The organism is Roseateles paludis, from assembly GCF_039872745.1.
GTDB lineage: Bacteria > Pseudomonadota > Gammaproteobacteria > Burkholderiales > Burkholderiaceae_C > Pelomonas > Pelomonas paludis.
The window spans coordinates 215,105-227,909 of sequence record NZ_JBDPZD010000005.1; the positions used below are offsets into that span (position 1 = coordinate 215,105).

A 12,805-nucleotide genomic window follows, 5' to 3' on the forward strand; every position below is an offset into this window, starting at 1 on the left:
CCCCCACGTCGAATGCGGAGCAGTTTGGAGTCCTCCCGACCCAGGCCGGGCTGACCGGGGGCTACCCGGGCCGGTGGCCGTGAGTCGGCGTGTCTGCCTGCAATTGGGCGCCGCTGCGGTGCTGCAGGGCCTGCACCGTGCAGCGTGGGCGGCCGAGCCCTCGCGGGTGGTGGCGGTGGCCTACCCGGAGCTGGCCGAGCCCTTCCGGCAGGTGTTCACGTCCATCGTCGAGGGTGTGCAGGAGCGCTTGCGCGCAACCGTGCAGACCTATGTGGTGACGCCGGCCACCAGTGCCGCCGAACTGGTCGAGGACATGAAGCGGCGCGAGCTGAAGGCCTTGATTGGGCTGGGCCGGGGCGGCATGCGGATGGCGGCGGCCCTGTCGAACGACCTGCCGGTGTTGGTGGGCTGCGTGGTGTCGGTGCCCGAGGTGGAGGCGCGGAACTTCCCGGTGCACAGCCTGGCCCCCGACCCCGTGCTGTTGCTGGGGCGCCTGCGGCGCCTGGTACCGGCGGTGAAGCGGGTGCACGTGGTGGTGGACCCGCGCGTGAACGGCTGGCTGGCGCGCCTGGCGCGCGAGGGCTTGCGTGCCGACGGCGTGGAGTTGCTGGTGCAGGAGGCTACCGACCCGAGCGTGGCGCTGCGCCTCTATTCGCAATTGATGGCGGGGACCGAGGCCGGGCGCGATGCGGTGTGGTTGCCGCAAGACCCGACCACGGTGGACGACAACGTGGTGCTGTCGCTGGTGTTGCGCGAGGCCTGGAATCGGGGCATCCCGGTGGTGTCCAGCCAGGTGGCGCACGTCAAGCGCGGGGCCCTGATTTCGATGTACCCCGACAACTTTGAGATCGGGCGCAGCCTGGCCACGGCGGCGCTGAAGTTGCAGTCCAACCCGAAAGCCCTGCCGCCCGGCCTGCAGCCGATGCGGGAGACGCGTTCGGCCATCAATGTCCGCACTGCGGCGCACCTGGGCATCGAACTGGGCGCAGCGGCGGGCACCTTTGACATGGTCTTTCCTGCGAGCTGACACCCTTGAAACATCGCGCTTTCGCTGTGAGTCTGTCTGGGAGTCTGGTGCGTACGCCTGCCGTCAGAGTGGCGCCGCCGAACCTACCGTCGGGGGGCTGCCCATGACGCAGAGCTCACGGGGCCCGCGCCCCGAACTCGAGGCACCGCCGGAGTACCGGCCCGCCGCGCCGCCACGCGAGCCGATCACGCTGCGGATGGTGATGCGGCGCTATGTGCGTGAGGCGTCGTTCCGCCGGCATCTGAGTGTGGCGGTGGCGCTGGGCGCCGTCTGCATGGCGCTGCTGATGGCCGTGGTGAGTGCTTGGCAGGGGGGGCGCCAGGTGCGCGCGATGCTGATGGAGCAGGGCGAGCGCGTGGCGGCCAATCTGGCGTCGAGCAGCTCGTTGGCGCTGCTGTATGCCTCGGCAGACAACGCCGAGGAGGCGGTGGGCGCCTCGCTGGCCTTCCCGGACGTGCTGGCGATCGAGATCCGCGACCACACGGGCCGCGTGCTGCTGGCCCTGGGTCCGGCGCGCGGACGCCTGCCTGAGCGCGGTGCGGGGGCGCCGCGCACCTCGGATGCCGGCCCTTGGCTGGACCTGGAAACCGACGAAAGCTGGACCTACGCGGCGCCGGTCTGGTCCAAGCCCGACACCTCGCCTTTTGATGCGACGGAGCGTCCGGCACGCTTGCTGGGCCATGTGCGCGTGATGCAGAGCAAGGCCACGCTGGACCGCGCTCAGGCCTCGCTGTTCCTGTCCAACCTGACGGCGGCCTTGGCGTTCACGGCGCTGTTCCTGGTGGGGGTGCGTTACCTGGCGCTGCGGCTGACGCGGCCGCTGCAGGCGCTGTCGGATTCGATGGGGCGCGTGGAGCGTGGGGATGCCGATGTGCGTGCCCCGGCCGGCGGCCCGCGCGATATTGCGGCCATGGCGCATGCCTTCAACCGCATGCTGGAGGCCTTGCGCGAGCGCGAGGCCGAGCTGGCCGGGCACCGCGACCATTTGGAAGAGTTGGTGCAGGCGCGCACCGAGGCGCTGAGCGCCGCAATGGAGCGCGCCGAGGACGCCAACCGGGCCAAGAGCCAGTTCCTGGCGCGCATGAGCCATGAGCTGCGGACGCCGCTGAACGCCATCCTCGGCTATGCCCAGATCCTGAAGATGAGCGAAGGCCTCAACCACAAGCAGACGGCTGGGCTGGAAACCATCCAGAGCAGCGGCCAGCATCTGTTGACCTTGATCGTGGACATCCTGGACCTGTCGCGCATCGAGGCAGGCAAGGTCGAGCTCTTTCTCGGGCCGGTGGACCTGCCGACACGGGTGCGCAGCGCGGTGGACATCGTGGGCGTGATGGCGGCCGAGAAGGGCATCGAGCTGCGCCTCGATCTGGCGGACGACCTGCCCAGCCATATCCAGGCCGACGAGAAGCGGCTGTCGCAGGTCTTGATCAACCTGCTGGGCAATGCCGTCAAGTTCACGCACTTTGGCGGGGTGGCGCTGGCGGTGCGCAGCATGCCGCGCCCGGATGGCGAGGCGGGTCAGGTCTTGCTGCGCTTCGACGTGCGGGACACCGGGGTGGGCATTGCCGAGGACCAGATCGAACAGCTGTTCGAGCCCTTTGAACAGGCGGGCGATGCCAAGCAGCGTCTGGGTGGCACCGGGCTGGGCTTGACCATCAGCCGTCAGTTGGTGCGCCTGATGGGCGGCGAGATCACCGTGGAGAGCCGCCTCGGCGTGGGCAGCGTGTTCTGGTTCGAGATCGAGGTGCCCGTCCTGCCGCCGGCAGCTTGATCAGTCGCGGCCGGGCTGCTGAGCGGCCGCGCAGCGCACCTGGATGATCTCGCGTGCCTCACCGTCGATGCGGGCGGCCGTCAGTGCGCCGCCCCAGACGCAGCCGGTATCCAGGCCGAGCAGGTTGGGGCGGTTGAGCAGGTCGAGCGTGGACCAGTGGCCGAAGGCGATGCGCACGTCGGCGCTGCGGCGCGTGGGGATATCGAACCAGGGCAGGGTTCCGGGCGGGGCTTGGTCGACCCCGTCCTTGGCCTTGAAGTCCATGTCGCCCTCGGGCGTGCAAAAGCGCAGCCGCGTGAGGGCGTTGATGGCGCAGCGGGTGCGCTCGTGCCCTTGCAGGGTGTCAGACCAGCGCACGGGCTCATTGCCATACATGTGCTGCAGCAGCGCAGGCAGGTCAGGGCCCTGCAGCTGGGCTTCGATGCGACTTGCCTCGGCCAGGGTCTGGGCGGCGTCCCATTGCGGGGGTAGGCCGGCATGGACCATCAACCAGCCGTGCTCGAACAGCGCCAGGCGCTGGTGGCGCAGCCAGTGCAGCCAGTGCTCGCGGCGCGCGGAGGCCAGCAGCGGGCCGAGCGTGTCACTGCGGTGCGGTGGGCGCACGCCGGCGGCTACGGCGAGTAGGTGCAGGTCGTGGTTGCCCAGCAGGCAGGTGGCCGAGGCCCCAAGACCGGCGAGCGTTTCCAGGGTCTCGACCGAGGCGGGGCCGCGGTTGACCAGGTCACCCAGCGCATAGAGCCGGTCCCGCGAGGGCGAGAAGTCGATGTCGGCGAGCAGGCGATGGAGGGCGTCGCAGCAGCCCTGCAGGTCGCCAAGCAGATAGTTCATGCCCGGATTGTTGCGGCCCGGCGCAGCCGGCGTGGCGCCCTTGCCCTACGGGGCAGCGGCAATGCCCGCCGTCAGGCCGATCTGCTAGGCTGCCGCCCCTTGTGTTTTGTTTGCGCTACCTGGCTTTGCTGCCGGCTGGCGCTGTCGATGGATACCGCTCTCGTTCTCTTCCTGATCGTCCTGAATGGTCTGTTCGCCATGTCGGAGATGGCGCTCACCGCCAGCCGCAAGGCGCGTCTGCAGGTGATGGTGGAGGGCGGCGAGTCCGGCGCGCAGGCCGCGATGGATCTGCACGAGAACCCCACCAAGTTCCTCTCCACGGTGCAGATCGGCATCACCGGCATCGGGGTGCTGAACGGTATCGTGGGCGATGCCGCCTTCTCGGGGCCGCTGTCCAAGTGGTTGCAGGCGACCTTTGGCCTGCATGCCCAGGCCACCGAGATCGCGTCCACCGCGCTGGTCGTCGTGATCATCACGCTGCTGACCATCGTGTTTGGCGAGCTAGTGCCCAAGCGCATCGGTCAGCTCTACCCGGAGACGGTGGCGCGCCTGGCGGCACCGCCGATGAACCTGATCTCCAGCGCCGCGCGCCCGCTGGTCCGCACCCTCAGTTTCCTGACCGAGGCCACGCTCGGCTTGCTGGGACTGCGCAATATGAGCCAGCGAGGGGTGACCGAAGAAGAGATTGCCGCCAGCCTGGAAGAAGGCCTGGATGCCGGCGTCATTGAGGAGCATGAGCACCAGATGGTGCGCAATGTGTTCCGCCTGGACGAGCGGCAGATCGGCTCGATGATGATCCCGCGCGCCGAAATCGCCTGGCTGGACGCCGATGGCAGCACACAGGACGTGCTGGCAGTGCTGCGCGAGCGTGGCTTCAGCCGCTACCCGGTCTGCCGCGGCGGGCTGAACGAAGTGCTGGGCGTGGCCACCGCGCCCGCGCTGCTGGCCCGGCTGCTGGATGGCCAGCCGCTCAACCTGTCCGAGGGGCTGGAGCCCCCTGTCTTTGTGCCCGAGACGCTCTCCGGCATGGAGTTGCTGGAGCACTTCCGCGCGTCTGACGCCCCGCTGGTGTTTGTGGTGGACGAATACGGCGAGGTGCAAGGCGTGATCTCAGTGCGCGATGTGCTGGAAGCCATTGCGGGAGAATTCAATGCCCCGAACGATGCTGACGCCTGGGCGGTGCAGCGCGAAGACGGCAGTTGGCTGATCGATGGCCTGATCCCGGTGCCCGAACTCAAGGACCGGCTGGGCCTGAAGGAACTCCCGGAGGAGGACCGTGGCCGCTACAACACACTGGCTGGCATGGTGATGCTGCTGCTTGGGCGGCTGCCGCGCACGACCGATGTGGTGGAGTGGGACGTGTGGAAATTCGAAGTCGTCGATCTTGACGGCAAGCGTGTAGACAAAGTGCTGGCCAGTCGGCTGGCCATCAACGGAGAAACAACGTGAGCAACCCCCCGATGTACGGCAAGCTGGAAGCCCTGGACCGCGAGGTCCATGCCAACTTGAAGTTGGACCCTGTGAAGTCGGTGGCGCCGCGCGTCGCGGACATGAATTCGATCTTCATCACGGCGATCGAGTTCCAGGACGCCTGCCGCGAATTCCCGATCGTGTTCGTGCGCGCCGGCGAGCCGGTGAACGGCCGCCAGGAGATTGCGCCCCTGGCCGTGCTCGGCCTCAAGCCGGGCTCCAACCTGTTCGTCAAGGGTGACGACTGGACCGGTAACTATGTGCCGGCCTATGTGCGGCGCTACCCGTTCGCCATGGCGCGCATCGACGGTGCCGGCGACAACTTGGCGATCTGCTTCGATCGCGAATGGGGTGCTTTCAGCGACGAAGCCGGCGAGGCCTTGTTTGCCAACGGTGAGCCGACCGAGTTCCTGCTCAATGCCAAGAAGTTCCTGGAGCACTTCGAGCAAGAGACGGAGCGCACCCGCTTGGTCTGCCAGAAGCTGGCCGAGCTGGACCTGTTCACCGACATGCGCTTTGAAGCCAGCCTGCCCGATGGTGAGAAGCTGGACGTGGAAGGCTTCCTGGCGCTCAACGAAGAGAAGTACCACGCACTGACCGATGCGCAAGTGCTGGAGCTGCACCGCCTGGGCCTGATCGCCCTCATCGAGATGCACCGTGTGTCGATGGGCAATATGAACCGCCTGGCCAACCGCTACATCGCGCCGCCGGCTGCCTGAGCCAAGCGCCAGCCTGCTCCAGACCGCGCTGAAAGGCGCGGTTAGCAATCAAGGGCCACGCCGCGTGCGTGGCCCTTTGCATTTCAGGGTGGCGGGTAATTCAAGGCTTCATGCGTATCAGTGTGTGACAGCAGAGATTTCTCGCCATGGATATCCCTAGACTGCGAGCCCCCAGCGTTCATGCCGGGGTTGCCGAAGGATGTCGATGTTTGATTCGGAAGTGCAGGAGCGTCCCGCCGAAGACTGGCTGTCTCTGGACAGCGATTTCGGCGCCGCAAAGGACGATGCCAAGGGCTTGCTCGCGCAGAAGTACGGTGCGCGCGGTCTGGCCTTTGACGTCGATCGCTACAGCAGCACCCTGCAGACGGATGACATCGTTTGCACCGCCCGCGAGAACGGCTTCATCGTCGGCACCATGACGGTCCGGTTTGACCGCGAACAGCCGCTCAATGCCGACCAGATCTTTGCCGCCGAACTCAACCAATGGCGCCGTGCCGGCGTCAAGCTGTGCGAGTTTGGCCGCCTGGCCGTGGACCGCCGCGCGCTCGAGCCCAAGCAGTTGCTGGCCCGCATCTTCCACCTGGGCTACTTGCATGCCCACCGCCGGGAGGGCTTTGATCGCCTGGTCATCGAGGTCAATCCCCGCCACGTCGCCTTCTATCGGCGCTGGCTCGGCCTGCTGCCGCACACCACGCCGCGCCACAACCCCAGCGTGAACGCGCCGGCGGTGCTGATGAGCCTGCATTTCCAGCATGTGCGTAGCCAGATCGCCCGCTGGGGTGGACAGCCCTCGGCCATGGCCAGCGCGCGCAGCCTGTACCCGCTTGCCTGGGGCCCGGCCGAAGAGGCCGCGATGCTGGCGCGCCTGGCCTGATCAACTGGTATCCCAGCTTGCATGGCACCTGCCCGGGGCGCGGCTTGCCCTGGGCTTGCGCGCGTTTGCGCAGTTCTACCGCCCGCTTTGGTTCAAAGTGGTGCAAATGAATCCCAATCGGGTGCTTTTTGGGTGGCGCAGCACCAAAGTGGCTGCTAGCGCCCCTGAATGCGCAGCACTAGAACTGGCACACCCTTTGCGTTGAGTGGCATTGGCAGTTGTCTGTCAAACCCCAACTGGAGGATTCCGATGCTTCGTCGTTCTGCGCTCACCGCACTCAGCCTTGCCGCTGGCTCGCTCTTTGGTACTTCTGCGTTCGCTGCTGACACCATCAAGGTCGGCGTGCTGCACTCGCTCTCCGGCACCATGGCCATTTCCGAGACGGTCCTCAAGGACACCGTGCTCATGGCCATCGACGAGATCAACGCCAAGGGCGGCCTGCTTGGCAAGAAGCTCGAGCCGGTGGTCGTGGACCCGGCTTCCAACTGGCCGCTGTTTGCCGAAAAGGCCAAGCAGCTGATCACCCAGGACAAGGTCTCGGTGGTCTTCGGTTGCTGGACCTCGGTCAGCCGCAAGTCGGTGCTGCCGGTGTTCGAGCAAACCAATTCGCTGCTGTTCTACCCCGTCCAGTACGAGGGCGAAGAGCTGTCCAAGAACGTGTTCTACACGGGTGCCGCTCCCAACCAGCAAGCCATCCCTGCGGTTGAATACCTGATGAGCAAGGACGGCGGCTCGGCCAAGCGCTGGGTCCTGCTGGGTACCGACTACGTCTATCCCCGCACCACCAACAAGATCCTGCGCGCCTTCCTGAAGAGCAAGGGTGTCGCTGACGCCGACATCATGGAGGACTACACCCCCTTCGGCCATGCTGACTACCAAAGCATCATCGCCAAGATCAAGAAGTTCGCCTCCGAAGGCAAGAAGACCGCCGTGGTCTCGACCATCAATGGCGACTCGAACGTGCCCTTCTACAAGGAACTGGGCAACCAGGGCCTGAAGGCGACCGACGTGCCCGTGGTGGCCTTCTCGGTGGGTGAGGAAGAGCTGCGCGGCGTGGACACCAAGCCGCTGCAAGGCCACCTGGCCGCCTGGAACTACTTCATGTCCATCAAGGCGCCCGCCAATGACGGCTTCGTCAAGAAGTGGAGCGACTACGCCAAGGCCAAGGGCATCGCTGGTCACAAGGACAAGCCGCTGACCAATGACCCGATGGAGGCCACCTACATCGGCATCAATATGTGGGCCCAAGCCGTCAAGAAGGCCGGCAGCACCGACACCGACAAGGTCATCGCCGCCATGGCCGGCCAGACCTTCACGGCTCCGTCGGGCATCACGTCCAAGATGGACGAGAAGAACCACCACCTGCACAAGTCGGTCTTCATCGGCGAGGTGAAGGCGGACGGCCAGTTCAACGTGGTGTGGAAGACGCCGGGCCCCGTCAAGGCCCAGCCCTGGAGCCCCTACATCCCCGAGAACAAGGGCAAGAAGGACGAGCCCGCGAAATAAGACCCCCCCGAGGCGCCTTCGGCGCTTCCCCCCAGGGGGCGCACCCAGTGGACCGGCAAAGCCGGATCCACGGGTGCCATTGAATGGGCGCCGGCACTGCGTGCGGCGTGTGGGCGGGCGTGCGCGACGTACGGCGCCCGATCTCTTTCAATCGGATTTCTATGCGATCACTACTCGGCTTGCTGTTGATGCTGGCCGCTATTTCCTGCCATGCGCTTGCGCCAGACCTTGCCGCCAAGATTGCGGTGGGCGAAAGCGACGAGCGGGTTGCGGCCCTGAATGAGGCGGTGGCCAAGGGCGAGCCGCAGTTGGCGGAGTTCCTGCACGCTTTGCAGGACGGCCGGGTGCGGGTCAAGGACGGCAAGGCGCTGATCGATGCGCCGGAGGGCGATGAGCCCATCGTCAACAACCGCATGCGCCGTGAGATCGACGCGGCGCTGGCGGGGCTGGATCTGGTGTCGCCTGACCGCGCGGTGCGGGCCAAGGCGCTGACGACGCTGCGCGACGAGGCCGACGCCTCGCGCCTGCCGATGTTTGAAAAGGCCCTGGCGGCCGAAACCGATGCTGGCTTGAAGGCGCAGCTGACCGACCTCGTCGCGGGCGCCTTGCTCACGAGTGACGACGCGGCCAAGCGCAAGCACGCGGCCGAACAGCTGACGGGCAGTGCCGACCCGGCCAAGCGCGCGATGCTGCTGGAGCGGCTCGCGAGCGAACCCGATGCCGGTGCCAAGCGGGCGATGGAGAAGGCGGCCGATGCCATCCAGTCGCGCTTGGCCTGGGGTGACCGGGCACAGCTGCTGTTCTCGGGCATCAGCCTTGGGTCCATCCTGCTGCTGGTGGCGCTGGGCCTGGCCATCACCTACGGGCTGATGGGCGTCATCAACATGGCCCACGGCGAACTGCTGATGGTGGGTGCCTATGCCACCTGGGCGGTGCAGCAGGCCTTCCGCTCGCTGGCGCCGGGGGCCTTTGACTACTACCTGGTTGTTGCCATCCCGGTGAGCTTCCTCGTCGCCGCCGCAGTGGGCGCGGCGATGGAGCGCAGCGTGATCCGCTGGCTCTACGGCCGCCCGCTCGAAACCTTGCTCGCCACCTGGGGCATCTCGCTGATCCTGATGCAGACGGTGCGCAGCCTCTTCGGCGCGCAGAATGTGGCCGTCGAGAACCCGGCCTGGCTGTCCGGCGGCTGGGCACTGCTGCCGAACCTCACGCTGCCCTACAACCGCATCGCCATCCTCGGCTTCGCGGCCCTGGTGCTGATCGCGATGGCGCTGCTGCTGTCCAAGACCCGCCTCGGCCTGATGGTGCGCGGCGTCACGCAGAACCGCCGCATGGCGTCCTGCGTGGGCGTCAACACAGCGCGCGTCGACACCATGGCCTTTGCACTGGGCTCGGGCATCGCCGGCCTCGCTGGTTGCGCGCTGAGCCAGATCGGCAACGTCGGCCCAGACCTCGGCCAGAGCTACATCGTCGATGCCTTCATGGTCGTGGTGCTGGGCGGTGTGGGCCAACTGGCCGGCACGGTCTACGCGGGCCTGGGCCTTGGCGTGCTGTCCAAACTGCTGGAGGGCTGGCAGGGCGCGGTGCTCGCCAAGATTGCTTTGCTGCTGCTGCTCGTCCTCGTGATCCAAAAGAAACCACAAGGCCTCTTCGCGCTCAAGGGGAGGTCGGTCGAATGAAACGCATCCTCTTGATTGCCGCGGCCCTGCTCGTCCTGCTGCTGCCGCTGCTGCACCTGATCTTCCCCGCAGGCTCGGCCCTGCACCTCAGCGAGTTCTACGTCAGCCTGCTGGGCAAGTTCCTGTGCTTTGCGATCTGCGCGCTGGCGCTGGATCTGATCTGGGGCTTCGGCGGCATCCTCAGCTTGGGCCATGGGCTGTTCTTCGCGCTCGGCGGCTACGGCATGGGCATGTACCTGATGCGCCAGATCGGGCGCGACGGGCAGTACCAATCGGACCTGCCCGACTTCATGGTCTTCCTGAACTGGAAGGAGCTGCCCTGGCACTGGGCGCTGTCCGACTCGCTGGTGGCGCAGATCCTGATCGCGCTGGCCGTGCCGGGGCTGATCGCGGCGGTGTTCGGCTACTTCGCCTTCCGCTCGCGCATCCAGGGCGTGTACTTCTCGATCATCACCCAGGCCCTGGTGGTGGCGGCCATGCTGCTCTTCTTCCGCAATGAGACGGGCTTTGGCGGCAACAACGGCTTCACCGACTTCAAGCGCATCGCGGGCTACAGCATCACCAGCCCCGGCATGCGCGTGGGCCTGTGCGTGGCCAGCGGCCTGGCCTTGATCGGCTGCTACCTGCTGGCGCAGTTCCTCACGCGAAGCCGCTGGGGCCGATTGCTGCAGGCCATCCGCGACGCCGAGGGTCGTGTGCGCTTCATGGGCTATGACCCCGTGGCCTACAAGCTCAGCGCCTATGTGATCTCGGCCCTGATGTGCGCGTTGGCGGGCATCCTCTACGTGCCCCAGGTCGGCATCATCAACCCGAGCGAGATGAGCCCTGCGGCCAGCATCGAGATGGCCATCTGGGCGGCCGTGGGCGGGCGTGGCACCTTGATCGGGCCGGTGCTGGGCGCCTTCTTCGTCAACGGCACCAAGTCGGTCTTCACCGTCTGGTGGCCCGAGGGCTGGCTCTACATCTTGGGCGCGCTCTTCATTGCCGTCACGCTGTTCCTGCCCACGGGACTGATCGGCCTCATCAAGCGGGTGAAAGCATGACCCCCGAGCTGCTCGAACAAGGCTCCGTCAGCCGGGAGCGCATGCTGACCCAGCATGCCACCAGCGGCGAGCCCATCTTCAACCAGGGCGTGGCCCTGTACGTCGAAGACCTCAAGGTCAGCTTCGACGGCTTCCAGGCGCTGGGCGGTTTGTCCTTCACCGTTGGCGTGGGCGAGCTGCGCTGCATCATCGGCCCCAATGGCGCTGGCAAGACCACCATGATGGATTGCCTGACCGGCAAGACCCGGCCCGACAGCGGCCGCATCTACTTCGGCAGCAACCTGGACCTGCGCCGCATGAGCGAGACCAACATCGCGCGCTCAGGCATCGGCCGCAAGTTCCAGAAGCCCACGGTCTTCGAGGCCCTCACCGTCTACGAGAACCTGGAGCTGGCCTTGGCCGGCGACCGCCGCGCCCGCTTTGCCATGCGTGCCCGGCTCTCGGCCGACCAGCGCCAGCGCCTCGACGAAGTGCTAGCCACCGTCCACCTCAAGGACGAGCGCGACCGGACTGCGGGCTTGCTCAGCCATGGCCAGAAGCAGTGGCTGGAGATCGGCATGCTGCTCGCGCAGGACCCCAAGCTCCTGCTGCTGGATGAACCCGTGGCCGGCATGACCGACGAAGAGACCGAGCGCACCGCCGAACTCTTCCTGAGCCTCGAGGGCAAGCACTCCCTGGTCGTCGTCGAGCACGACATGAGCTTTGTAGGCACGCTCGCGGGCCAGCACCGCACCGTTACCTGCCTGCACCAGGGCAAGGTGCTGGCGGAGGGCACCATGGCTGCCGTTCAATCCGACGAACAAGTGATCGAGGTCTATCTTGGCCGATGAAGTTCTCAAAGTAGAGGGCCTGCAACAGCACTACGGCGGCTCGCACATCCTGCGCGGGCTCGACTTCACGCTCAAGGCGGGCGAGGTCACGGTGGTGCTGGGCCGCAATGGCGTGGGCAAGACGACCCTGCTCAAGAGCTTGATGGGCGTCGTGCCCGTCACCTCGGGCCGTATCGAACTCGGCGGCGTGGACGTCACCAAGCTCAAGTCGCACGAGCGGGTGCGGGCCGGCTTTGGCTACGTGCCGCAGGGGCGCGAGATCTTTGGCCGCCTCTCGGTGATGGAGAACCTGGAGATGGGCCTGGCCAGCAAGCCGGCCAGCACACCGCTGCCGGGCGAGATCTTCGAGCTCTTCCCGGTGCTCAAGCAGATGCAGGGCCGGCGCGGGGGCGACCTCTCGGGTGGCCAACAGCAGCAGCTGGCCATCGGCCGGGCGCTGGCCGCTGGGCCCAAGGTGCTGTTGCTCGACGAGCCCACCGAAGGCATCCAGCCCAATGTCATCAAGGACATCGGCAAGGTCATCAAGCACCTAGCCCACGACAAGGGCCTGGCGGTGTTGCTGGTCGAGCAGTTCTACGACTTTGCCGCCGAGCTGGCTGACCAGTACCTGCTGATGCAGCGTGGCGAGATCGTCGCCCGCGGTCGCGGTGCGGACATGGAGCTTGATGGCGTGCGCGAGAAGCTAGCGCTTTGATGCGAAGCGGCGCGTCAGCGCCACCACCGCGAGGCCCAGCAGGGCTCCGGCCATGTCAGCCACCACGTCCTGCCAATCCGCCTCGCGCGGCGGCAGGAAGTGCTGGGCGATCTCGATGCCGATGCCATAGGCCAGCAGCACGCCAAGCAACTGCAGCCATTGGCGGGGCTGGCGCCAGTACGCCTGGACGCTGACCCAGGCAAGGCTGCCAAATGCCAGCAGGTGGTTGGACTTGTCCCAGCCCGTGGAGAGGCCCTCGGGAGGTTTGGGCGTCAAGGCCAGCGCGGTGATGGCCAGGTAGAGCAGCGCCAGCAGCGCCCGCCAGACCGGCCGCAGCCGGGCGTCTTCCAGACGATGAAGCATC

General features: G+C 66.7%; 12 protein-coding genes. 10 read left to right on the forward strand and 2 right to left on the reverse strand.

The window, feature by feature from the left end; all coding sequences use genetic code 11:
• The first annotated feature begins 79 nt into the window (after positions 1–79).
• Together ABDJ85_RS16540 and ABDJ85_RS16545 are read left to right on the forward strand one after the other, a co-directional pair.
• Positions 80–1,027, forward strand: a complete 948-nt coding sequence (locus tag ABDJ85_RS16540; protein WP_347705899.1) for an ABC transporter substrate binding protein — start codon at positions 80–82, stop codon at positions 1,025–1,027.
• A 103-nt stretch (positions 1,028–1,130) separates the two neighbouring features.
• Positions 1,131–2,798 (forward strand): ATP-binding protein, encoded by a 1,668-nt coding sequence (locus ABDJ85_RS16545; protein ID WP_347705900.1) that lies wholly within the window; start codon positions 1,131–1,133, stop codon positions 2,796–2,798.
• Here the strand turns inward: ABDJ85_RS16545 and ABDJ85_RS16550 are convergent, their stop codons facing one another.
• The gene (locus tag ABDJ85_RS16550) at positions 2,799–3,626 is read right to left on the reverse strand and encodes a symmetrical bis(5'-nucleosyl)-tetraphosphatase (protein WP_347705901.1); all 828 of its coding nucleotides are present in this window, start codon (positions 3,624–3,626) and stop codon (positions 2,799–2,801) included.
• 147 nt (positions 3,627–3,773) lie between these two features.
• On the opposite strand from ABDJ85_RS16550, the gene ABDJ85_RS16555 reads away from it, so the two are divergent.
• The 8 genes from ABDJ85_RS16555 (at position 3,774) to urtE (ending at position 12,441) form a co-directional block, all read left to right on the forward strand.
• Positions 3,774–5,075: a hemolysin family protein gene (locus tag ABDJ85_RS16555; protein ID WP_347705902.1), complete on the forward strand. Its 1,302-nt coding sequence runs from the start codon at positions 3,774–3,776 to the stop codon at positions 5,073–5,075.
• Positions 5,072–5,815, forward strand: coding sequence for a SapC family protein (locus tag ABDJ85_RS16560; protein ID WP_347705903.1), 744 nt, complete (start codon positions 5,072–5,074; stop codon positions 5,813–5,815). Before ABDJ85_RS16555 ends, ABDJ85_RS16560 begins: the two co-directional genes overlap by 4 nt.
• 205 nt (positions 5,816–6,020) lie before the next feature.
• Positions 6,021–6,689 (forward strand): N-acyl amino acid synthase FeeM domain-containing protein, encoded by a 669-nt coding sequence (locus tag ABDJ85_RS16565; protein ID WP_347705904.1) that lies wholly within the window; start codon positions 6,021–6,023, stop codon positions 6,687–6,689.
• Between the two features lie 249 nt (positions 6,690–6,938).
• Entirely contained in the window at positions 6,939–8,195 is a 1,257-nt protein-coding gene (urtA, locus tag ABDJ85_RS16570; RefSeq protein ID WP_347705905.1) for an urea ABC transporter substrate-binding protein, read from the forward strand.
• Positions 8,196–8,356: 161 nt separating this feature from the next.
• On the forward strand, positions 8,357–9,874 hold the full coding sequence (gene urtB, locus ABDJ85_RS16575) for an urea ABC transporter permease subunit UrtB (RefSeq protein WP_347705906.1): 1,518 nt from the start codon (positions 8,357–8,359) through the stop codon (positions 9,872–9,874).
• Positions 9,871–10,917, forward strand: coding sequence for an urea ABC transporter permease subunit UrtC (gene urtC, locus ABDJ85_RS16580; RefSeq protein ID WP_347705907.1), 1,047 nt, complete (start codon positions 9,871–9,873; stop codon positions 10,915–10,917). The genes urtB and urtC overlap by 4 nt, the downstream gene beginning before the upstream one ends.
• Positions 10,914–11,747 (forward strand): urea ABC transporter ATP-binding protein UrtD, encoded by an 834-nt coding sequence (gene urtD, locus ABDJ85_RS16585; protein ID WP_430765561.1) that lies wholly within the window; start codon positions 10,914–10,916, stop codon positions 11,745–11,747. Before urtC ends, urtD begins: the two co-directional genes overlap by 4 nt.
• On the forward strand, positions 11,737–12,441 hold the full coding sequence (gene urtE / locus ABDJ85_RS16590; RefSeq protein WP_347705908.1) for an urea ABC transporter ATP-binding subunit UrtE: 705 nt from the start codon (positions 11,737–11,739) through the stop codon (positions 12,439–12,441). The genes urtD and urtE overlap by 11 nt, the downstream gene beginning before the upstream one ends.
• Here the strand turns inward: urtE and ABDJ85_RS16595 are convergent.
• The gene (locus ABDJ85_RS16595) at positions 12,430–12,804 is read right to left on the reverse strand and encodes a VanZ family protein (RefSeq protein ID WP_347705909.1); all 375 of its coding nucleotides are present in this window, start codon (positions 12,802–12,804) and stop codon (positions 12,430–12,432) included. The genes urtE and ABDJ85_RS16595 overlap by 12 nt on opposite strands.
• Between the last annotated feature and the right edge of the window lies 1 nt (position 12,805).

What these genes read in the sequence shown, in the direction of transcription:
- ABDJ85_RS16555 (WP_347705902.1), top strand. Translation starts at nt 3,774, where the DNA reads ATGGATACCGCTCTCGTTCTCTTCCTGATCGTCCTGAATGGTCTGTTC.
- urtD (WP_430765561.1), top strand. Translation starts at nt 10,914, where the DNA reads ATGACCCCCGAGCTGCTCGAACAAGGCTCCGTCAGCCGGGAGCGCATG.
- ABDJ85_RS16545 (WP_347705900.1), top strand. Translation starts at nt 1,131, where the DNA reads ATGACGCAGAGCTCACGGGGCCCGCGCCCCGAACTCGAGGCACCGCCG.
- ABDJ85_RS16550 (WP_347705901.1), bottom strand. Translation starts at nt 3,626, where the DNA reads ATGAACTATCTGCTTGGCGACCTGCAGGGCTGCTGCGACGCCCTCCAT.
- urtC (WP_347705907.1), top strand. Translation starts at nt 9,871, where the DNA reads ATGAAACGCATCCTCTTGATTGCCGCGGCCCTGCTCGTCCTGCTGCTG.
- urtB (WP_347705906.1), top strand. Translation starts at nt 8,357, where the DNA reads ATGCGATCACTACTCGGCTTGCTGTTGATGCTGGCCGCTATTTCCTGC.
- ABDJ85_RS16565 (WP_347705904.1), top strand. Translation starts at nt 6,021, where the DNA reads ATGTTTGATTCGGAAGTGCAGGAGCGTCCCGCCGAAGACTGGCTGTCT.
- urtA (WP_347705905.1), top strand. Translation starts at nt 6,939, where the DNA reads ATGCTTCGTCGTTCTGCGCTCACCGCACTCAGCCTTGCCGCTGGCTCG.
- ABDJ85_RS16595 (WP_347705909.1), bottom strand. Translation starts at nt 12,804, where the DNA reads ATGCTTCATCGTCTGGAAGACGCCCGGCTGCGGCCGGTCTGGCGGGCG.